Here is a 19,440-nt window from a genome sequence, read left to right as displayed (position 1 = left end):
GTGTGGAGTGAGCGTCAATCCCGGCCGGGTGCCGCTTTGCTGGCCACGCCCATGATCAGCGGCCGGACGATCGGGGGCATGCGCCGCCATGATGTTTCCTGTACATCGTCGAGGTCGAGACCGCGCGCCCGGATCAGCTCGAGGGTCGCGCGATTGCAGTGGCAGCCCTCGGCGAATCGGCGCCACGGGCCGGCCAGGCGGTCCTGCCAGCGGGCGAGTCGCGGCGATTCGGATCGCACATGTTCGATGAACAGCAGCCGGCCACGGGGATGCAGTACGCGCTCGATCTCCTGTAGTGCCGCGTCCGGGTCCGTCACAGTGCACAACACGAGCGTCGAGACGACGGTGTCCACGGTGCCGTCCGCGAACGGCAGCTGTTCCGCCGAGGCGTCGACGACGCGTGCCCGCTCTCGCTCGCGGCCCAGCCGCCGAGTCAACCGGATACGCATCGCGGCTTCCGGTTCGGTCAGGGTCAGCTCGTCGAGGTCGCGGGGGTAATACTTCAGGTTGAGGCCGGTACCACTGCCGAGTTCGACGGTGCGGCCCTGTGCGCGGCCGAGCAGATCCCGCCGGCGATCGGCCATACCCGACTTCTCACCCAGCCAGAGCAGGGGATCGTACAGCGTCGCGAACACTCGTGCCCACGGGCTCGAGCCATTCACCGCTGTCGCCGGTACGGCGCCGCTGCTCACAGGTTCGACCGTACGCCGGGGCCCGCCCGGACGCACGCGGATGCCGATCGACTTCTTCGCGACCTCGGCCGGATCCTCGGGCGCGAACTCTCCGGCCTCGTCGTGAACGCTACCCGGGAGCCGGCGCACCTCCGGGTCGCGCAGCGCCGCACGGACAGCGTCGAGGTCCACATCGAAGAACGGCCGGCGAAGAATCCCGCTGTGCACCGGCCGTGCCACGCCCGGTGGCGCGAGAACAACCCGCATCCGGACGCCGGGTCAGATCTTGGTCGCCGCGAGTGAAAGCAGCACCACATTGAGCGCGGTGACGAGGGCGGCCACCGACCAGGCCGCCACCGTGGTGAACCGGTGATTCGCGTCGTGGCCCATGAGGGTTCGATCGCTGGTGAAGCGAACGAGCGGGATCAATGCGAACGGTATGCCGAAGGAGAGGATCACCTGCGAGATGATGAGTGCCCGGGTGGGGTCGACTCCGGCGGCCAGGACCACGAATGCGGGGATCAGTGTGATCAGCCGACGTACGACCAGTGCTACGTGCCGGTGGAGAAGGCCTTGCATGATCATGGCGCCGGCGTAGGCGCCGACCGAGGTCGACGCCACGCCCGAGGCGAGGAGGCCGGTCGCGAGCAGTGCTCCGGCTGCCGGCCCCAGCGCGTCGCCGATTCCGGCGAATGCCGCGTCCAGCGAGGTGGCTTCGGTGCGGCCGTGCAGGGTACCGGCGGCCACCAGCAGCATCGCCAGATTGACCGTGCCGGCCAGCAGCATGGCCATACCGACGTCGCTGCGGGTCGCCCGTAGCAGTCGAGCGAGTTCCGAACGTGTCCTCGGATGGCCGTGCCGATCCCGGACCAGCCCGGAATGCAGATACACCGCGTGTGGCATTACGGTGGCGCCGATTATGGCGCCGGCGAGCATCATGCTCTCGGTCCCGTCGAAACGCGGCACGGCGCCGCCTATCGCGCCGGAAATCGAGGGGCGTGCCAGGACCGCGCCGGCTAGAAACCCCAGGGCGATAATGGTGAGCAGGCCTAACGCGGCCCGTTCGAAGGGTTGTTGCCCGAACCGGTTCTGTACCGCCAGCAAGATCATTGATGCGAGCCCGGTGACGGCACCGCCTACGACGGGCGGAAGGCCGAACAAGATGTTCAGCGCGATGGCCCCGCCCACCACTTCGGCGATGTCCGTGGCCATGGCGACTGTTTCCGCCTGTACCCAGTACGCCAGCCGTACCGGGCGGCCTGTGTGTCCGCGCACCAGCTCGGGCAGCGTCCGGCCCGTGGCCAACCCGAGTTTCGCGGACAGGTACTGCACCAGACCCGCCACTGCGTTGGCCGCGATGATGACCCATACGAGCAGGTATCCGAACCGCGCGCCCGCGCTGATATTGGCGGCGACATTACCGGGGTCGACATACGCGATGGCCGCCACGAAGGCGGGCCCGAGCAGCAGCGCCGCCGAGCGAATTCGCACCAGCGTTGCCCGACTCGACACGAAACCGGTCGTGCCCATAAACCCTGATAGTACGGGCAGGCGGAGTCGGAGGCTTCGCGCGTCCGCGTCCGGATGATGCCGCCGGCGATGTAATTCGGATTCGTGACCGTGTCGGCCGAACCAGCGCTGATGCGGGCGGCAGTTTCCCGGCATCGCCGGCGCCGGTGAAATTGAGCGTATATCCGGGCCGATTCCGGTGACGTTGTACCCGCTGCCGGGGTCCTCGTCCTCTGCCGCGACTCCGGTTCGAGCCGCGAGGGTGGGAAGCAGCGGTCCGGTGCGGCGGAGGAGGTTGTCATGAGAACGCGGAATCCGGTCGCGTGCCGAGGGCTCGGCGACGGCGGGGGATGGTCGTGGTGATGTGGTACGGGCCCGGGATGAGTGGGTGGGGGATCGGGCTGATGGTCGTCGGCACAATCCTGTTCTGGGCGCTGGTGATCTCGGGATCGGTTCTGCTGGTGCGGTATATGGCCTCGTCCGAGTCACCGCCGCCCAGGGCGTGGGCGAGTCCGCGACAGGTGCTCGCCGAGCGGTACGCCCGGGGCGAGATCACCGATGACGAGTACGTGCGGCGTATGAAAGTGCTCGATTCGCACTCCGATGTCTGAACAGCGGGAGGCGAGGCGTCCGGAGCCCACCCGCTCGGGAAAGGTGCCGCCGATGGTGACTGCGCGTTCGGTGCTCGGCAGGTGGGCGCGTGGAGTCCGGCGGTGGATCGAACCCGGACTGCTGGTGTCGGTGGCCTCGGCGTTGGTCGCTGGTCTGCTCGCCTGGGCAGTCGGCTCCCCGGGTGTTGCCGACGGCTTCTGGATCGCGGCGACCGTGGTGGCGTTGTTGCCTGCCGTGTGGTGGATGGTGGTCACCATCTCGAAAGGCCGCGCGGGGGTCGATCTGATCGCGGTCCTTTCCCTGGTCGGCACTCTGGTGGTAGGGGAGTATCTGGCCGGTGCGTTGATCGCTGTCATGCTGGCGACCGGTCGCACGCTGGACGCCGCGGCGCAGCGGCGGGCCGCGCACGATCTGCGAGCGCTGCTCGAGCATATCCCGCGATCCGCGCGGCGCCGCAGCGGCGGCGAGGTGACCACGGTCGCGCTCGACGACATAGCCGTCGGCGATATCGTGGTGGTCGCGGCCGGCGAAGTGGTCCCGGTCGACGGACGGATCATCGGACCGCCCGCGGTCTTGGACGAGTCCGTCCTGACCGGTGAGCCGCTGCAGGTCGAACGCGATATCGGGGAGCCGGTGCGCTCCGGCGTCGTAAACGCCGGTGCGGCTTTCGAGATCCGCGCCACCGCAACCGCGCAGGACAGCACCTACGCCGGCATCGTGCGACTGGCACAGCAGGCCGGTGCCGAGAACGCACCGGTAGTGCGCTTGGCCGACCGGTATGCGACGTGGTTCCTGCCACTGACCCTGCTGGTCGCGACGGGCGCGTGGGTGTTCAGCGGCTCGCTGGTGCGTGCGGTGGCGGTCCTGGTGGTGGCGACACCGTGTCCGCTGCTGCTGGCCGCACCGGTGGCGATCGTGTCGGGGCTGTCTCGCGCCTCCCGGCAGGGGGTGATCATCCGTAGCGGCGGGGCACTGGAGAATCTCGGCCACGCGACGACTTTGGTCATGGACAAGACCGGCACACTCACCGCTGGTCGACCGGCCGTCACCGAGGTGGTCGCAGCACCCGGCGACGACCCGGCCGACGCGCTTCGGCTGGCGGCCTCACTCGACCAACTGTCGCCGCATGTGCTGGCCGAGGCGATCGTCACCGAAGCGCTGGCCCGTGATCTGGTGCTCTCGCTGCCGTCGGATGTGACCGAGCAGCCCGGGCGAGGAGTGCGGGGTGTCGTAAACGGGCATCGCGTCGAGGTCGGGAAGCTGCCGGATACAGCGACCGGCGACCAGTGGGCGCGGGCGGCGCTGAACAGGGCGGCCCTGGATTCGGCGGCTATCGCGTGGATCGTCGTCGACGACCGGCTCACCGCCGCCATACTGCTCCGCGACCCGCTCCGCCGCCACGCCCCGCGTACGGTGCGTCGCCTACGCCGAGCCGGGCTCGACCGGCTGGTCATGCTCACTGGTGACCGGCCCGAACCTGCCCGCGAGGTCGCCACCGTCCTGGGCCTGGACGAGGTGTACGCCGGACAGAGCCCCGCCGACAAAGTTCACGCGGTGCGGCGCGAACGTGAGGCCGCGGTCACGGTGATGGTGGGCGACGGAGTCAACGACGCACCGGCGCTCGCCGCGGCCACGGTCGGAGTCGCCATGGGGGCACGCGGCTCGACTGCCTCTTCCGAAGCCGCCGATATCGTGCTGGCCACCGATCGCCTGGACCGTCTCGCCGACGCGATGGACACCGCGCGCTGGTCGCGCCACATCGCGATCCAGAGCGCGGTAGCAGGTATGAGCTTGTCTCTGATAGCGATGATCATCGCGGCGCTGGGCCTGTTGCCGCCGGCCGCGGGCGCACTGCTGCAAGAGGCCATAGACGTCGCGGTCATCCTCAACGCTCTGCGCGCGCTACGCGGCAGCCCCGCTGCCCGCGTAGCGCTGCCTGCCGAAACCGGACGGCTGCTGTACCGCTTCGCGGGCGAACACGACGAACTGCGTGACATGCTCGGCCTCGTCCGTACCGCCGCCGACCAGCTTGCCCGCCGCCCCGACCGGTCGGCGCTGTCCGCAGTGGAAGACGCGTACCGGTTCCTCGTCGATCGCCTACTCCCACACGAAACGGCCGAGGAAACCCAGCTGTATCCGGCGTTGGCCGGACCTCTCGGGAGCAGTGAGGCCACCGCCACCATGAGCCGGACCCATGCCGAGATCCAGCGATTGGTCACCCGTATCGGCACTCATCTCCGACTGGCCCGGGCCACCGGCCATATCGCCACCGACCAGATCGACGATCTGCTCGCCTGTCTCTACGGCCTGCACACCGTGCTGCGACTGCATTTCCTGCAGGAAGAAGAGAATTACTTCACCCTCGCCGACGACGACGCCTCATCATCCGACCCCGCCACACCTTCGCTACAGCAATGACCGTAGTAGTGAAAAAGATAGTCGGACAGGTGAATTCGCCATATTCCGGGACGGCGACCGCTCACTACGATGCGGAACACTCGCGACCGGCGGCGCATCGATGGTCGTCCATCGCGAATCGGATGACCTCGAGGCCACTGCGACGTTCGCCTACGCGTCCGAACACCCCGCCGACCCGGCAGTGCCCTCACGCCGGCTCGCCGAGTCCGGCCGGTGGATCCGGGCATTGGGCACATGAACTCGGTGACATTCTTCTCTGATCCTCGGCGCGCGCGGGCGGGAACATCGAGAAAGGGGCCGGCCCGGAAAGGGTGATAAGGATGACCGAGCAGGCGGCAGCGCAGTCGTTGCGATATCAGCTGATTTTCCGGCGTCTGTGGGCCCGGCGGCCGACAAACCCGAGTGCGCTGCTGCGCCCGGTCGACCGGATCGAGTCGATCGTGCTGATGGTGGCCGCGTCGAGCGCACTGCTCGCGGTTCCGGTCGCCGGGACCGTCGGCACGGTGGTCTATGCGAACGGTGCGACAGCGGTGGCCGGTATCTGTACGGGTCTCGGGATCGTCGGCGTGGGCTGGCTGAGCGCATGGTGTCTGGTGTTCGGCAGTACGCGCCTCGCCGCCCGCCGCCGGGACCGCTATTGGGACCGGCGCTGGCGTTCGTTCGTCCGCGCGGCGGAGAACAGCCCGCACGGAGACACACAGGAAGGTAGCCCATGACCGACTCGGTTTCCCGCTCCGAAGAACACGCCGCCCCGCCCGTCGTCGCGGCGGTGGACGGTTCACCCAGTTCGAATCGAGCGGTGGCCTGGGCCGCCGTCGAAGCGAACATCCACGGGTGCGGTCTACATCTGCTCAACTCGTGGATACTGCCGGTCGGGTTCGGTCCCGAAGCCACCATGACCGAGCACGACCTGCGGGCGTTGCACGACGAGGCCGGCCGGCTACTGGCCGGGGCCGAGCATATCGCCCGGACCGCGGCGCCGGACCCCGGCCTCGTGATCACCACCGAGGCGCTCGACAAGCTTGTTGTGCCCGCTTTGGTCGAGCGGTCGGATTCGGCCCGGATGCTGGTTGTCGGGAGCCGGGGACTCGGAGCCTTCCAGCGCGGGCTGATCGGCTCGGTGAGCACCGCCGTGACCCAGCACGCTCGATGCCCGGTCGCGGTGATCCACGCGGACGCGCCGCTGGACGTGGCCGCGGCGACCCGGCCGGTGCTGGTGGGCGTCGACGGCAGCGGCAACAGCGTCCCCGCCGTCGAACTGGCATTCGACGAGGCGGCGCGCCGAAGAGTCGGATTGGTGGCCGTGCACGCCTGGAGCGATACCAGCGGATACGAGATCCCGCTCCGGCATTGGGACGGCGCGCGGGAGTCGGCCAAGGCGTTGCTCGCCGAGAATCTCGCCGGATATGCGGAGAAGTATCCGGATGTCCCGGTCGAACGCCGTGTCACGGCGGATCGCCCGGTGCGTTCGCTGCTCGACGCGTCGACGGATGCCCAGCTGGTCGTCGTCGGTAGTCACGGCAGGGGTGGTTTCGCGAGCATGCTGCTGGGATCCACCAGCAGCGCGCTGCTGCACGCCGTGGACACTCCGATCGTCATTGTTCGTGCGCGCGAGCGGCGCTGACACGGTACTCGCCGCCGAGCAGGGCCCGGCGTGCGGCTCGGAATACTGGAGGAGATGACTGTGCGAACACCGGAACCGCCGGATACCCGGTCACGGATCTTCGAGGACCGCGGCAACGCCGGACGAGCGCTGGCGCGGCTGCTGGAGCAATACCGCGGCGACCCGGAGGTGCTGGTGCTGGGGCTGGCGCGCGGTGGGATCCCGGTCGCGTGGGAGGTCGCCGACGCATTGCAGGCACCGATGGATGCGATCATCGTGCGCAAGCTGGGCGCCCCGGGTCATCCCGAATTCGCGGTCGGGGCCCTGGCCTCCGGTGGGCGCGTCGTCTTGAACGACGACATCGTGCGAGCACTGCGGCTGTCCGCCGACACAGTGCGGGAGATAGCGCGTGACGAGGCGGCGGAACTGGCGCGCCGTGAAGCGGTCTACCGTGCCGGTCGCGGGCCGCTGGACGTGTCGGGCCGGACGGTGATCCTCGTCGACGATGGCCTCGCCACCGGCGCGAGCATGGTCGCCGCCATCGAAGCGATCCGGAGCGGCGAACCGAAGCGGATCATTGTGGCCGTACCCGCCGCACCCGAGTCCACCTGCCACGAACTCGGTGTGGCGGTAGACGAACTCGTTTGTGCGACAATGCCTTCACCGTTCCGGGCGGTGGGGGAATCCTACTGGGATTTCACCCAGGTCACCGACGAGCAGGTCCGGCAACTGATGGCCACACCGACCGGCGGTGCTCCGTCACGGCACCGGTCGGACGCGGAGATACTGCGCGCGGCGGCCGTCGACGCGCCCGGCGGCGTACCACCGTTCGACGATCTCGCCGATCTGATCGGTGACGCCCGGTTCGTGTTGATCGGGGAGAGCTCGCACGGCACGCACGAGTTCTATACCGCCCGCGCGGAGATCACTCGATGGCTTGTCGAGGAGCACGGATTCACCGCGGTCGCCGCCGAGGCCGACTGGCCCGACGCCTATCGGGTCAACCGCTACATTCGTGGGCACGGCGACGATAGGGACGCGTCCGAGGCATTGGCCGGATTCGAGCGGTTTCCGGCGTGGATGTGGCGCAATACCGTGGTTCGTGATTTCGTCACCTGGCTGCACACCCACAACCTCCGCTGCCGTACCGCCGGAGCCCCGGAGACCGGATTCTACGGACTCGATCTGTACAGTCTGCATCGTTCGATGCGCGAAGTGATTCGTTATCTCGAGGACGCGGACCCGCGTGCCGCGCGGCGCGCGGCAGCACGCTACGCATGCTTCGATCAGGTGTCGGGCGACGACGGCGAGGCGTACGGGTTCGCGGCGGCATTCGGCGCCGGCCGGTCCTGCGAGAACCAGGCGGTCGAACAGCTCGTCGAAATGCAGCGGGACCTGTTGGCCGCGACATTGGCACACGGCCGGACGGCAGAGGAACAGTTCGACGTGCTTCGCAATGCCTGGTCGGTTCGCGACGCCGAGGCCTACTACCGCGCGATGTTCTCCGGACGCGTGCACTCGTGGAATCTGCGCGACCGGCATATGGCCCGGACCCTGGACGCGCTGGCCGCGCATCTGGTACGGCAGGGGGGATGCGGTGGCAGCTCACGTGAACCTCGGATCGTGGTGTGGGCGCACAATTCTCATGTGGGCGACGCCCGGGCCACCGAAATGGGTGCCGACGGTCAGGTCACCGTCGGCCAGCTCGTCAGAGAGCGTCACGGACGCCACTGCTGCCTTCTCGGTTTCAGCACCGCCTCGGGGACGGTCACCGCTGCCCAGGAGTGGGGCGGTCCAGCTCTACGCGAAACCGTGCGTCCGCCACTCGACGGAAGCCTCGAGAGCCGTCTGAGCGCTACCGGGAAGCCCGCGTTCCTGCTTCGGCTCGACCATCCGTCCGCGACGACAGAACTATTGGATATGCCGCGTATCCAGCGGGCGATCGGCGTCGTCTACAGCCCCGGGACCGAACGTCGCAGCCACTATTTCCATACCCGCACGGCACGGCAGTTCGATGCGCTCGTCCACATCGAATCCACCACAGCTCTTCAGCCGCTCGAACCGGGTGGCCGCTGGAGTCCGGGCACCGTGCCGGAGAGCTACCCCACGGGTCTGTGAACCGTGGGGGGCCGCCGGTCGCGCGCGTGCGCCACCAAAACCGCTATCTCCGTCGCGATACCCGAGGCGATCGTCCGGATATCGGGTGTGGTGTCGTAATCTCCGGTGATCCCGAAAGTCAGCCGGTCGCGATAGCTCAGGATCGCGACGGTAGTGCGGACCCGCAGCGCAATGGGGATGCAGGGCCACAGCTCGAGTACCTTTCGGCCGCCCAGGGTCAAGCGGCGCCCGGGGCCGGGAATGTCGGTGGCGAAAGTCACCACCCCGCGCTGCGGGAACGACACCGCCAGCCGGAACACTTCGGCCACGAATCCGAAAGGTAGCCATCGCGACCAGCCGAGCAGCGCCTTCTCGGTATCGGCTTCCCCGCGGGCGCGGTGTTGCCGTACCTGCTCGTGGACGGCGACCAGTCGTTCGACCGGGTGCTCGATCTCCACCGGCAGATGCGCGATCATCGCGGATACCTGATTGTCGAGTACCTGTTCGGAGTCCCGCTCGCGGGTCGAGATCGGTATGAGGATGCGCAGGTCGGTCGGCGTGGGCTGTTCGCCGCGGCTGAGCAGTAGACGCCGGTACGCGGCGGCGATCGCGGCCACCGCGACATCGTTGACGGTGACGCCGAAGACCTCGGCGATCTCTCGTACCCTCGGCAGGGACGTGCGCGCCACCGTGTAACGCCGCCGGCGCCCGAGCGGGCCGTTGAGCGACGAATCGCTCGCGGGGGCGATCACCGCGTACAGGATCGGGGCGAGAACACGAACAGTCCGTACCACCGATCGGGGGAACGCTACCGGTAGTCGTGTGACCTCCTTCAATTGCCGCACAATATCGCTACCCGTACGGCTGTGCCTCGGTTCCGGTAGTCGGCTTCCGCCGGTGACCGGGTCGCAGAAGTTCTCCAGCAGTGTGATCTCCGAGATGCCGTCGAGCATGGTGTGATGGGCGCGCACGATCAAGGCCCAGCGGTCCTCCGCCAGCCGGTCGACCACGACGACCTCCCACAGCGGGTGGTCGCGGTCCAGCCGTTCGGTCAGCTCGGTGGCGATCAGCTGCTCCAACTCCGTGTCGCCGCCCGGCGCGGGCAATGCCGACCACCGCACGTGTCGATTCAGATCGAAACCCGCGTCGACTTCCCAGACCGGGGCCCGCAGGTCGAAGGCCCGGCACCGAACCCGCTGACGCAGCCGGGGCTGCTGTCGTAGTCCACGGTCCAGCCAGCCGTACAGCTCGGCCCGGGTCGGGGGCGGTCCTTCGAGGATCGCCACGGTGCCGATGCCGAGGCTCACCCGGCGGTCGGTGTCCTCCATCTCCAGAAAGCCCGTGTCCAGCGGGCCCAGTTCGGTCATCGCGAACCTGTTCCGGCAGCAGTTGCGAACTGTACTGCCTGTGGTGGATACCCTCTTGAAGTTCCCATCCTCGCGCGCTCGGGCCCGACCGATGAGATGCCCAGGTCACCGGCGGGCGGGATCTTGGGCCCGGGACCGGACACCGCATCGTCGGAACACCGCGGCACGTCGCGGGAGCCGTCGTCCGCTGAGTGTGCGTCTGGGAACTCAGGTCCACTACCGGGTGAGCCGCCGCGATAGCGTGGAGGTCATTGCGATGTAGACCATCGCCTCGTGATGGCCGGTGCGGGTTTCGTGGTCACGTACGCAGCGGCGGTGTTTGACGATCCATCCGTAGCTCGTTCGACAACCCGTTGACGGGTATCACCTGGAACCACGTGCTGGTATCGCTGCGTTTGACGATCTGAAATGTCAGTGCGAGAACATCTTTCGCACCCACTACGAGATATCCGGTGTAATCGCCGTCGGCGGAGACGAGAGTGAGGGGCGAGCACGCCGACCGCAGCGCGGTCAACAGCCGGTGCGCGCGCGGTCGCGGTCTTGGATGGTTCTGATCGCGATTCCAGAGATCATTTGGTCGCGAATCTCGCCACCGCCGCATCTTCGTGGTCGCCAATTCCAGCGTCACCCCAGCCAGCCTGGTGTGTCATTGAATTCCGACATCCATCATCGGTGAAGTCCGGAGCCGGCTGCGGAGGCCGAGGGCTCCGTTGGGAGGGCGGAAATGACGTCACCACGGAGGGCGCTCCACCGGGCCCGGTGGGAGCTGCGCGGCAGACTCGGCTGCGGGGCAGCAGGCGCCGCCTGTCAGTCCGAGGCAATGGGTGTTGTCTGTGCCAGACCGATCTTCCACCCGGAAGCGGTCCGTACGGTCACGTATGTCAGGGCGCCGGTGGTCGGCGGGATCTGCCCAGCATCTGGACGCTCGTCGTACACCGTCTTGATGCAGCTGACGAGGGCTGCGTCGGCAGTGAGTGGTCGGATGTCGATTACCTCGACGCTGGTGCGGACAGCCCCGAGCCCGCCGCCCAGGGCCGCGCTCATCGCCGCCTCGAAGGTGTCGCGGCCGAGGAGTCGGCGGCCGTAGAAGTTGACGATCGCTGTGGTGTCAGTGTGCAGGGCGGGGAGTACGGCGGCGTTGGTCTGGGAACGGTCGGCGAGAGCTACCAGGTCACGAATGGCGCGCTCGTCGTCGATCGAAAGGGGCGGCGTGCCCTCGGTCGCGGTGGGCTTTGCGCTGTTACTCGGACTCATGCGACACAGTATTCAACCTCGAGCTCACTCGAGGTAAACCCATAAGGGTCGCGACGTCGATGCAAACATCTCCCGATCCACACCGACGACGACATTCACCGACAGATGGCGTCACAGATAAGCGATACCACCACGGCACAGGTGGAAGATGGCATCCAATACCAAACGACGGCATTTTTCGCTTCTACCGCCACGCCCTGCTGTGCTTCCCGGAGCGGGCAGCAGCTGCTCGGGTATCGCCCATTGGGCGTCGGTCATGGACGAGGACGGATACACCCGGCACAGGTGATCGGCTGCCAGGCCGGACGAACACACGGCGATGAGCGATGATGACCACGGGCTCCTGGTACTTCGTGACTTCAGCACTCACTTCAGTACCAGGAGTTCACTCAGATCTCGAGCGCCACGGACCGGCCACCGCGGGAGTTTTCGAACGCGCACTCAGACGTAGCCCCACCACCAACGGATCGCCGCGGGCGGCTCGACTCGAGTGAAGTGCCGTTCGGCCGCGATTTCGTGCAAGGGCTCAGCCGCAACGTCTCCTGAGGCCAGATCGGCATACTGTTCCGGCGCGCAGGCGTATCGTGGCAGAACTCGTTGCCACTCCAGCGTTCCCCGGACCATATTGGACAGGTTGCTCAGGTAGTGGCGCAGCGCGGGACCGGCGTCGGCCGCCAGCCGCTCCCGGAGATCGACGAACAGCTGCATAACCTCTTCCAGCAATGCGCCCGCCATCTCGACGGCGGTCTGGACCGAACAATCGTTGTCGGCCGCCAGAATCGCCACAATATTGGACTCCAGTGCCGCTTGCCGGCTCTCGTGTCCATAGGAGGCGAGGTCGGTGGGAACGGTGAGTAGCAATCCCGCTGCCGCGGTGATCGCGCGGACCGGGCCGCTCAGCCGAGTCGCGCTGTCCAGCCACGTGCCCTCGGCGATCTCGATGAGATGAATCGAGACCGAATCGGCCCCATCCATCGGCCGAGCGATGAGATGCTCCTCCAGACCGCGCAGGTAGTTGCCATTGCGGTCACCGACGCCACACGCGGCGCCGAGCGCCCACTGGAACTGTGAACGACTGCAGAGCAGAGCCTGCTCCGCACCACCTATCCGGGCGATGCGGGCGAAGATGTCACCGAGAGCCGCGGCGAATCCGTCGAAATCGCCGTCACCGATCCCTTCCCGCTCGACCGCCAGCGCGGCTTCGAACATGCGCGATGCGACATGCCCGAAGGCGGTGGGATCGCGCGACACCTCACCCGCATCGCAATACCGATCATCGAACAGCAGCGCCCACATGAGCCAATCACTCAACAGCTGCACGCCCTCTGCGGTTCCCTCGGGGGCCCACATACACGCCAGCCGACCGGTTCCCATCGCTTTGGCCGAGCTCATCGCGCGATCACCGAAACCGTGTGCAGCGAAGAATTTCTCGGATTGCTGCTGAACAGCTCGGTCGCCGGACCGTGCTCGCAAAGGCAGCGGGCACCAGATCGGCGGTAGGCGGATCGGCTCCGGGCGGACGTCGCCCAGTTCTTTTCTCCGCAAGCTCGGCAGCGGATGATGCTCCGACCGGAATGGACGATCCAACGGCGCGAAGCTACTCACTGTGCTCGTGGCGTGCTGCCGTGATTCGAGCACCGGGCGGACCCCTGCGACCAATGCCTGTGGTCGCTTGGATTCTCCGAAGGTCGAGTTCATGAAACTCCTCGGTCGAATTAGTGTGGAAGGCACATCCGAAGCGACGCGCCCATCGCGTAGCGACGGGTCGACGCCGAGCAGCCACCGGCCGAAGGTGTGCCTTGTGCGGCTTCGACCGAGGACGGACGCGCGGTGTTGTGCATGGGCAGCCGCTCTCGCGGCCGTGCCGCGGTACCCCCGCGCTGCCGGCGTCTGCATGGGTAGCGAGCGGCCGTACCGGTTCCAGTATGGGTACGAATACATTCGTCCGGCGGGGCGTCGCCAGCATTATCGTTATGCGCCGAGTGTATGAGGATCCGGCGCACGGGCACGACAGAACAAGCGGGCGACACCCACGGCGAACAGAAGTATCGGCGGTGCGGAACTCGCCGCTGCGGCTAGACGGCTCCAGCTCGGTAATCTTCGCATACATGATGTGATGACCACGCAGCCGACCGCGGTTCGCGATGTCTGGACGATCGATGAGCTGGTGCGCTCCGATATCCTGCGTCGCATACGGCACGGTGTGTTCCCCGTCGTCGACGGAGAGGCACGTCCGGTAGGTATCCTCACCTGGCCGCCGCTGACCGGCGTGCTGTCCGCCGACCGGGAGACGACGATCGTGGGGCGAATCGCCCGCCCCTGCCCGAGGCGGCTCGCACGCACCCGGACGAGCCGCCGGCCGACGTGTGCTCCCAGTTCTCCTTCGACCGGATACGGGCCTGATCACCGCGCTCGATGGACGCCAGAGTCTGCTGGCCGTCGTCACCGCGACGGATGTGACGCGGGCGTGCCAGCGGAGTGTTCTGGGAATCCCTATCCGGGGCGATAGTCGAATAGCCGAGTACCGTCCGTCTGTCGCCGAGGCCGCAACCGGTGGGAATCAGGCGCGGGGGCGGGCGACGATCACCGGGGTAGTGGCGCCGTGCAGAACCGCTCGTACGACCGAGCCGAGTGTCGTTCCGGCGAATCCTCCGTTCCCGCGGGCACCCACCACCAGTAGCCGGCCTCTGTCCGCTTCCTCCAGCAGGCGTCGAGCGGCGAGATCTTCCTCGACGACTCGGACGACCTCGATATCCGGATACTGTTCGCAGTGGCCTGCCAGGCATTCCGACTGCACGGCCTGTGCCCGTGCCGCGATCTCGTCGTGGGAGCTGTATCGGAAGCGCTCGGACCATACGGTGACGGAGACGATGCTCGTCCGGCGGCGGGCGGCTTCGTCGAAGGCCGTATCGATTGCCCGGACGCAGTCGGGCGACCCATCGACCCCCACCACGACGGGACCGGGTGGGCGCCCCGGATCGAAACCGGTCGATTGGGGGACGACTGCCACCGGGCAGTGTGCGTGATGGGCCAGGAAATCGCTCACCGAGCCGAGCAGAGTGCGCCCTGTCGCGTCACAGCCGGTGGTGCCCACGACGATCATGCGGGCGCCTTCGGAGTGGTCGACCAGTACGAGCGCCGGTGGCGGATCGGCGACCGTGGTCTCGACATCGAGATCGTCCGGCCGCCCGACCGTCGCCCGTACCGTTTTCTCGGCGGTGCGCAGTATGGCTTCCCCTTCCGCGCGCATCGCGGCCCTGTCGAAGACGGCACTGACGGCCGGGCCGCTGTCCACGGGTGCGCCGATGGTATAGACGAGCCGCAGCGGCGCCCGCCGCTGTTCCGCTTCCAGAGCTGCCCAGGTCAGCGCCCCGAAAGACGCGGATGATCCGTCGATTTTGACGACAACGGCGGGATCACTGTGTGCGGGCATTTCGTCGAGCCTCCGCTCCGGCGATGTGGACTGGCTGGCCGAGACCGGTTCCGGCGACCACGCAGACCCGTTGCCCCGGTGTCGTCAGCGGACGCTATCCGAGGCGACGGCCGGCGTCTGCTGCCGTTCGTCACCGGCCGCTGGGGACGAAATACTCTCGGGGCGCGGAACCGCGACTCATAGCCGGTTTCGATGCTTCAGTGCGCGATACGAGAAGAAGCCGAGCGCCGCCGGCAACCAGAAGGTCGCCAGCCGGAAAGTGAGAACTCCGGCCACCGCGGGGCCCGGCGGCACGCCGACCACCGCCAGACCCGCGACCAGGGAAGCCTCGACCACACCCAACCCGGCCGGTGTCGGGCCGGCGGCGCCGAGCGCCGACCCGGCCAGGTATGCGGCTGCCAGCCGGCCCGGGGACACGTACTGCCCGAAAGCATGCAGCGCGAACCCCAGTGCGGTGATATACGCGAGGTTCACGCTCAACTGACCGCCGAACAGCAGCGCCGCCCGGTGGGGTTGCCGGAGCAGGCGGATCATCGAACGCAGGGTGTCGCGCGCGTCGCGGACCAGCTCCGGCCGCCGCACCGCGATCACGATGATCAACCCGGAGATAGCCAACGCGATACCGGCACCGATCAGCACGGTCCGGCCGCCGGGCAGGGTGGCCGAGAACAGCTGCCCGGTCCCACCGAGCCAGAGGCCCACCGCGGCCAATTCCGCGATGTGCAGGACCATACCGGTGCTCACTGTGACCGCAACCGTCGCGACGGCCGTGGCCGGTGGTACGCCGGACCGCTCCAGATATCGTTCGTTCACCGCTGTCGCGCCGAGCCCATAGGGCAGTAGCAGATTCGCGAAGGACGTCGCCAGCTGCACTTCCATTGTGCGAACGAAGACCAGCCGGCGAGGGCAGGCACCCATCAGAGCCAGCGCGGCGGCCGCGTAGGTCGCCACCGACATGATCAGCGCTGCCGCCGGCCACGGCCAGCGCGCTTCCCCCAGGGCCGCGCCGGACCGCCCGAGCCGAGTGACCTGCGGTAACAGGATAAAGGTGGCCACAACGGTCACCGCGATCCAGGCGACAGTGCGCCAACCGAACCGCATGGTGATCTCAGGACGGGCCATGACCTCGTCTTTCCTCGTCGGCCTGCCGTGCTGAGACCGGTCGGAACATAATCTTCTCGCGCGCCGGGCCGGGCGGGTGAGGTACCCCGGTCACCGGAAAGGTGACCTCGGTCCTGTCGATGCCGGACGAGTACCCGCCGGTGCGACGGATGGCTTGTGGGGGAGGCACGGCGATGGCGCTGTCGGCGCGGCTCGGACAGACCGCAGCCGATGACATTGGTCCTCGTCCCGGTGCACCTTCCGCACTATCGGCCGTGATCGCCGATGACGAGTGTGGTGAGCAACAGTATGTTCCGCCGCTTCGGCACCAGGGGCTGCTGTGGGAACAGGTCCGCCGGAGGGAGCTGATCACCGTGCGTGCACGTGACATAATGAGCCGCCCCGTCGTCACGGTCCGCCGGGAGACACCGCTCTCGGAAGCGGTCGGGCTCCTGACCACACATGGTTTCGCGGCGCTACCGGTGGTCGATGACCGGGAGCGGGTGGTCGGCCTCCTGTCCGAGTCCGACGCCATGGCCGCGCTCGAATCCCGGAACGCCTCGGCGGTGGTGGGGGTGGCGATGTCGAGCCCGGTGGAGGTGGTCGAGCCCACCACCGAGGTATCGGATGTGGTGAAGGCCGCGCTCGATCACCATCGCCGGTCGCTTCCGGTCGTCGCGGCCGGGGTGCTCGTCGGCGTCATATCGCGCAGCGATCTGCTCCGTGCCTTCGCGTTGAACCAGGGTGTGATCGAAGCGCGGGTGTGCTCTCTACTCGACGACTACTCGGGCAGCCAACGCGGATGGGAAGTCGAGGTAGCCGACGGGACGGTCACCGTCCACGGTTGCTGTGCCGACGAGGCCGAGCGGCGCGTCCTGACGGCCATGATCCGGACGGTCGCCGGTGTCGAGTCGGCCCGAGTGGTGGATACCGCGCACGTTCGGTCCGCCGGATGACATTCCGGGACGGCCCCGCGCGGCGATCGGCTGCCCACCGGGCACGGCGCGACGAGCAGGTTGTCGTCCAGGTTCGGGGCGGGCAGCTGGCCGGGAATCTCGCAGTACCGGAAGGTCCGCTCGGGCTGGTCGTTTTCGCGCACGGCAGCGGCAGTAGCCGGCACAGTCCACGCAACCGATTCGTGGCCGACGCGCTCGGCCGTGCCGGGTTGGCCACCTTGCTCGTCGATCTGCTCACCGTGGACGAGGAGAAGGCACGAGCGCGTGTTTTCGATATCGAGCTGCTCGCGCGGCGACTGCTCGAAGTCACCCATTGGGCGACGGCACGTGCGGATCTCGCGGCGCTGCGATTGGCCTACTTCGGCGCCAGTACCGGAGCGGCCGCCGCACTGCGCGCCGCGACCGATCCCGGTGTCACGATCACCACGGTGGTCTCGCGCGGTGGTCGGCCGGATCTGGCCGGGCCGGCGCTGGGGGCGGTGCGCGTGCCCACATTGTTGATCGTAGGGGGCGATGATCAGCAAGTGCTCGAGCTCAACAGGTCGGCGGCACAGCAGATGCCCGGCGACACCGAGTTGGTCGTGGTGCCCGGCGCCACGCATCTGTTCGCCGAGCCGGGAGCTTTGGAGCGGGTCGCCGAACTGGCCCGCGATTGGTTCCTCGCGCGCTTGGCGTCCGTACCGGCGCACCGGGGCGACCCCGACGCGCCCGGCGGTGCCGATCGGTGACCTTCTTCTCTCGCAGGGGCTGTCCGACCGGTCCAGACTCGGAAGCGGGCGAGGTGTTCGGACGGATCGGAGGTGGTGACGATGCCGGGTGGGACGGCCGTGATCGACCGTGCGGGCCTGGATGAGCTGGTGGAGGTGTTGCGTGCGCGCGGATATCGGGTGATAGGACCGCGCGTCCGCGACGGTGCGGTGGTGCTCGACGAACTCGAATCGGGGTCGGAACTGCCCGATGGATGGGGTGTGGAGACCGCCCCGGGGTACTACCGCCTCCGGCGTCGCGCCGACCACGCCGTTTTCGCGCATTCCGCGGGCCCGGGCTCCTGGAAACAGTTCCTGCATCCGCCTCGGCGCAGGATTTCCGCCATGGGCCCCGATCTCGAACCCGAACCGGTGGAGACGGTGCCCGCCCGCTCGGCCTTTCTCGGTGTCCGCGGTTGCGACCTGGCGGCGATGGGCATACTGCGCCGGGTTCTCGGCGGTGGCGCCCAGCCGGATGCCGGGTTCACCGCGCGCACCGGCGATCTGTTCGTGGTCGCCGCGAATTGCACGGAACCGGGTGGTGTGTGCTTCTGCGCGTCCATGGGCACCGGACCCGGAGTGACAGCCGGGTACGACCTCGCACTCACCGAGCAGACCGGGCCCGAGCACCGATTCGTGGTCGACGTGGGCTCCGAGGCCGGCGCGGAGGTCCTCGCCGAACTCGGAGCCGTGCGAGAAGCCGAGGACGCGGAGGTCGCGCGGGCCCGTGACGCGGTCTCGGCAGCGGCCGGGAAGATGGGCCGGACGATGCCGGATGTCGATCTCCCGCGCCTGGTGCGCGATTCCCGGGAATCACCGCACTGGCAGGATGTGGCATCACGCTGTCTCACCTGCGGAAATTGCACGATGGTCTGCCCGACCTGTTTCTGCACGACCACCGAGGACATCACCGACCTCACCGGTGACCACGCCGAGCGCTGGGAGCGGTGGGCGTCGTGCTTCGAACTGGACTTCTCCTATGTGCATGGCGGCGATGTGCGGCAGAGCGGAGAGAGCCGCTATCGGCAATGGCTGAGCCATAAACTCGGCACCTGGCACGAGCAGTTCGGCAGCTCCGGCTGTGTGGGATGCGGACGGTGCATCGACTGGTGCCCGGCCGGTATCGACCTGACGGCGGAGGTGGCGAGCCTCGCCGCAGCGGCCGAGGAGACCACGGATGCCGGTTCTTGACGATCTGTCGGCGTTTCCGAGTCTGGCGGCCCTCGACCGGGAGGAGCTGCGGACCCTGGCGCGGGCGGGACACGAGGTCGCGTTTCCGGCCGGTCACCGGGTGATCCAGGAGGGGCAGCCGGCGGACCGGTGCTGGCTGATCCGTGGCGGGCAGGTACGGCTCGACGCGCGGGTGGGCGGGTACACCGAGATCGTTCTACAAACCCTGCACCGCGGTGACCTGCTCGGCTGGTCGTGGTTGGTGCCTCCGTACCGCTGGCACTTCGGTGCGCTGGCCACCGAGGCGGTGGAGGCGGTCGAATTCGACGCCACCGCGTTGAACCGGCTCTCGGCCGACGATCCGCGGTTCGGCCGGGCGCTGCTTCTCGCGTTGACGGAAGTGCTGGTCGTCCGGTTGCAGGCCACGCGGGCCCGCCTGATCGATGTGTACCGCAACCCGGCCGACAAGCCCTGGCACCCCAGCTGTGGTGGATCGTGACCAG

Annotated in this window: 18 protein-coding genes and 1 pseudogene; 10 read left to right on the top strand and 9 right to left on the bottom strand. The window is 68.0% G+C overall.

Features of this window, described 5'->3' with window-relative positions:
• Positions 1-14: 14 nt before the first annotated feature.
• Positions 15-938 carry a class I SAM-dependent methyltransferase gene (locus ACQPYS_RS16830; protein ID WP_433490113.1) on the bottom strand — a complete coding sequence of 308 codons (924 nt, stop codon included), beginning with the start codon at positions 936-938 and terminating at the stop codon, positions 15-17.
• 12 nt (positions 939-950) lie between these two features.
• The gene (locus tag ACQPYS_RS16825) at positions 951-2,201 is read right to left on the bottom strand and encodes an Nramp family divalent metal transporter (protein ID WP_433490112.1); all 1,251 of its coding nucleotides are present in this window, start codon (positions 2,199-2,201) and stop codon (positions 951-953) included.
• A 359-nt stretch (positions 2,202-2,560) separates the two neighbouring features.
• Here ACQPYS_RS16825 and ACQPYS_RS16820 point away from each other — a divergent pair, with 359 nt between their 5' ends.
• The 5 genes from ACQPYS_RS16820 to ACQPYS_RS16800 all read left to right on the top strand — a co-directional run bounded on the left by ACQPYS_RS16820 (position 2,561) and on the right by ACQPYS_RS16800 (position 8,931).
• Positions 2,561-2,791: an SHOCT domain-containing protein gene (locus ACQPYS_RS16820; protein ID WP_431937802.1), complete on the top strand. Its 231-nt coding sequence runs from the start codon at positions 2,561-2,563 to the stop codon at positions 2,789-2,791.
• Between the two features lie 52 nt (positions 2,792-2,843).
• Positions 2,844-5,210, top strand: a complete 2,367-nt coding sequence (locus ACQPYS_RS16815) for a heavy metal translocating P-type ATPase (RefSeq protein ID WP_433490111.1) — start codon at positions 2,844-2,846, stop codon at positions 5,208-5,210.
• A gap of 320 nt (positions 5,211-5,530) precedes the next feature.
• A complete protein-coding gene (locus ACQPYS_RS16810) occupies positions 5,531-5,926 on the top strand; it encodes a hypothetical protein (protein WP_433490110.1) in 396 nt (131 codons plus the stop codon).
• Complete coding sequence (locus ACQPYS_RS16805) at positions 5,923-6,834, top strand: universal stress protein (RefSeq protein ID WP_063034849.1); 912 nt, start codon at positions 5,923-5,925, stop codon at positions 6,832-6,834. The genes ACQPYS_RS16810 and ACQPYS_RS16805 overlap by 4 nt, the downstream gene beginning before the upstream one ends.
• A gap of 54 nt (positions 6,835-6,888) precedes the next feature.
• Positions 6,889-8,931, top strand: coding sequence for an erythromycin esterase family protein (locus ACQPYS_RS16800; protein ID WP_433490109.1), 2,043 nt, complete (start codon positions 6,889-6,891; stop codon positions 8,929-8,931).
• Here the strand turns inward: ACQPYS_RS16800 and ACQPYS_RS16795 are convergent.
• The 5 genes from ACQPYS_RS16795 to ACQPYS_RS16775 form a co-directional block, all read right to left on the bottom strand.
• Entirely contained in the window at positions 8,913-10,277 is a 1,365-nt protein-coding gene (locus ACQPYS_RS16795) for a wax ester/triacylglycerol synthase family O-acyltransferase (RefSeq protein ID WP_433490108.1), read from the bottom strand. The genes ACQPYS_RS16800 and ACQPYS_RS16795 overlap by 19 nt on opposite strands.
• A 298-nt stretch (positions 10,278-10,575) precedes the next feature.
• Positions 10,576-10,905 (bottom strand): hypothetical protein, encoded by a 330-nt coding sequence (locus tag ACQPYS_RS16790; protein WP_433490107.1) that lies wholly within the window; start codon positions 10,903-10,905, stop codon positions 10,576-10,578.
• 179 nt (positions 10,906-11,084) lie between these two features.
• Positions 11,085-11,531, bottom strand: a complete 447-nt coding sequence (locus tag ACQPYS_RS16785) for an SgcJ/EcaC family oxidoreductase (RefSeq protein WP_433490106.1) — start codon at positions 11,529-11,531, stop codon at positions 11,085-11,087.
• 111 nt (positions 11,532-11,642) lie between these two features.
• Positions 11,643-11,789 (bottom strand): transposase, encoded by a 147-nt coding sequence (locus ACQPYS_RS16780; RefSeq protein ID WP_433490105.1) that lies wholly within the window; start codon positions 11,787-11,789, stop codon positions 11,643-11,645.
• 183 nt (positions 11,790-11,972) lie between these two features.
• The gene (locus ACQPYS_RS16775) at positions 11,973-12,923 is read right to left on the bottom strand and encodes a terpene synthase family protein (protein ID WP_433490104.1); all 951 of its coding nucleotides are present in this window, start codon (positions 12,921-12,923) and stop codon (positions 11,973-11,975) included.
• Positions 12,924-13,647: 724 nt separating this feature from the next.
• Between ACQPYS_RS16775 and ACQPYS_RS16770 the strand changes: the two genes are divergently transcribed.
• On the top strand, positions 13,648-14,040 hold the full coding sequence (locus tag ACQPYS_RS16770) for a CBS domain-containing protein (protein ID WP_433490103.1): 393 nt from the start codon (positions 13,648-13,650) through the stop codon (positions 14,038-14,040).
• A 51-nt stretch (positions 14,041-14,091) separates the two neighbouring features.
• Here ACQPYS_RS16770 and ACQPYS_RS16765 read toward each other — a convergent pair whose 3' ends face one another.
• A complete protein-coding gene (locus tag ACQPYS_RS16765; protein ID WP_433490102.1) occupies positions 14,092-14,964 on the bottom strand; it encodes a universal stress protein in 873 nt (290 codons plus the stop codon).
• Positions 14,965-15,141: 177 nt separating this feature from the next.
• Positions 15,142-16,086 (bottom strand): lysylphosphatidylglycerol synthase transmembrane domain-containing protein, encoded by a 945-nt coding sequence (locus tag ACQPYS_RS16760; protein WP_431937814.1) that lies wholly within the window; start codon positions 16,084-16,086, stop codon positions 15,142-15,144.
• Between the two features lie 353 nt (positions 16,087-16,439).
• Here ACQPYS_RS16760 and ACQPYS_RS16755 point away from each other — a divergent pair, with 353 nt between their 5' ends.
• The 4 genes and pseudogenes from ACQPYS_RS16755 (at position 16,440) to ACQPYS_RS16740 (ending at position 19,436) form a co-directional block, all read left to right on the top strand.
• The gene (locus tag ACQPYS_RS16755; protein WP_157107107.1) at positions 16,440-17,021 is read left to right on the top strand and encodes a CBS domain-containing protein; all 582 of its coding nucleotides are present in this window, start codon (positions 16,440-16,442) and stop codon (positions 17,019-17,021) included.
• Between the two features lie 41 nt (positions 17,022-17,062).
• A pseudogene (locus ACQPYS_RS16750) lies at positions 17,063-17,749 on the top strand (dienelactone hydrolase family protein); the annotation flags it as partial.
• Positions 17,750-17,830: 81 nt separating this feature from the next.
• Positions 17,831-18,958, top strand: a complete 1,128-nt coding sequence (locus ACQPYS_RS16745; protein ID WP_431937815.1) for a 4Fe-4S dicluster domain-containing protein — start codon at positions 17,831-17,833, stop codon at positions 18,956-18,958.
• Positions 18,945-19,436: a cyclic nucleotide-binding domain-containing protein gene (locus ACQPYS_RS16740; protein WP_084480353.1), complete on the top strand. Its 492-nt coding sequence runs from the start codon at positions 18,945-18,947 to the stop codon at positions 19,434-19,436. Before ACQPYS_RS16745 ends, ACQPYS_RS16740 begins: the two co-directional genes overlap by 14 nt.
• Positions 19,437-19,440 lie beyond the last annotated feature (4 nt).

The sequence above is a fragment of the Nocardia grenadensis genome, from assembly GCF_050942415.1.
Lineage (GTDB): Bacteria > Actinomycetota > Actinomycetes > Mycobacteriales > Mycobacteriaceae > Nocardia > Nocardia grenadensis.
Note: the sequence above shows the minus strand (reverse complement) of the source record. Positions and strands in the feature narration are given on the sequence as shown.

Excerpts from the sequence above, each read along its gene's own strand:
- ACQPYS_RS16770 (WP_433490103.1), top strand. The coding sequence starts at position 13,648 with ATGACCACGCAGCCGACCGCGGTTCGCGATGTCTGGACGATCGATGAG.
- ACQPYS_RS16820 (WP_431937802.1), top strand. The coding sequence starts at position 2,561 with ATGAGTGGGTGGGGGATCGGGCTGATGGTCGTCGGCACAATCCTGTTC.
- ACQPYS_RS16740 (WP_084480353.1), top strand. The coding sequence starts at position 18,945 with ATGCCGGTTCTTGACGATCTGTCGGCGTTTCCGAGTCTGGCGGCCCTC.
- ACQPYS_RS16745 (WP_431937815.1), top strand. The coding sequence starts at position 17,831 with ATGCCGGGTGGGACGGCCGTGATCGACCGTGCGGGCCTGGATGAGCTG.
- ACQPYS_RS16825 (WP_433490112.1), bottom strand. The coding sequence starts at position 2,201 with ATGGGCACGACCGGTTTCGTGTCGAGTCGGGCAACGCTGGTGCGAATT.
- ACQPYS_RS16810 (WP_433490110.1), top strand. The coding sequence starts at position 5,531 with ATGACCGAGCAGGCGGCAGCGCAGTCGTTGCGATATCAGCTGATTTTC.
- ACQPYS_RS16765 (WP_433490102.1), bottom strand. The coding sequence starts at position 14,964 with ATGCCCGCACACAGTGATCCCGCCGTTGTCGTCAAAATCGACGGATCA.
- ACQPYS_RS16800 (WP_433490109.1), top strand. The coding sequence starts at position 6,889 with ATGACTGTGCGAACACCGGAACCGCCGGATACCCGGTCACGGATCTTC.
- ACQPYS_RS16785 (WP_433490106.1), bottom strand. The coding sequence starts at position 11,531 with ATGAGTCCGAGTAACAGCGCAAAGCCCACCGCGACCGAGGGCACGCCG.
- ACQPYS_RS16775 (WP_433490104.1), bottom strand. The coding sequence starts at position 12,923 with ATGAGCTCGGCCAAAGCGATGGGAACCGGTCGGCTGGCGTGTATGTGG.
- ACQPYS_RS16760 (WP_431937814.1), bottom strand. The coding sequence starts at position 16,086 with ATGGCCCGTCCTGAGATCACCATGCGGTTCGGTTGGCGCACTGTCGCC.
- ACQPYS_RS16805 (WP_063034849.1), top strand. The coding sequence starts at position 5,923 with ATGACCGACTCGGTTTCCCGCTCCGAAGAACACGCCGCCCCGCCCGTC.
- ACQPYS_RS16830 (WP_433490113.1), bottom strand. The coding sequence starts at position 938 with ATGCGGGTTGTTCTCGCGCCACCGGGCGTGGCACGGCCGGTGCACAGC.
- ACQPYS_RS16795 (WP_433490108.1), bottom strand. The coding sequence starts at position 10,277 with ATGACCGAACTGGGCCCGCTGGACACGGGCTTTCTGGAGATGGAGGAC.
- ACQPYS_RS16780 (WP_433490105.1), bottom strand. The coding sequence starts at position 11,789 with ATGACCGACGCCCAATGGGCGATACCCGAGCAGCTGCTGCCCGCTCCG.
- ACQPYS_RS16815 (WP_433490111.1), top strand. The coding sequence starts at position 2,844 with ATGGTGACTGCGCGTTCGGTGCTCGGCAGGTGGGCGCGTGGAGTCCGG.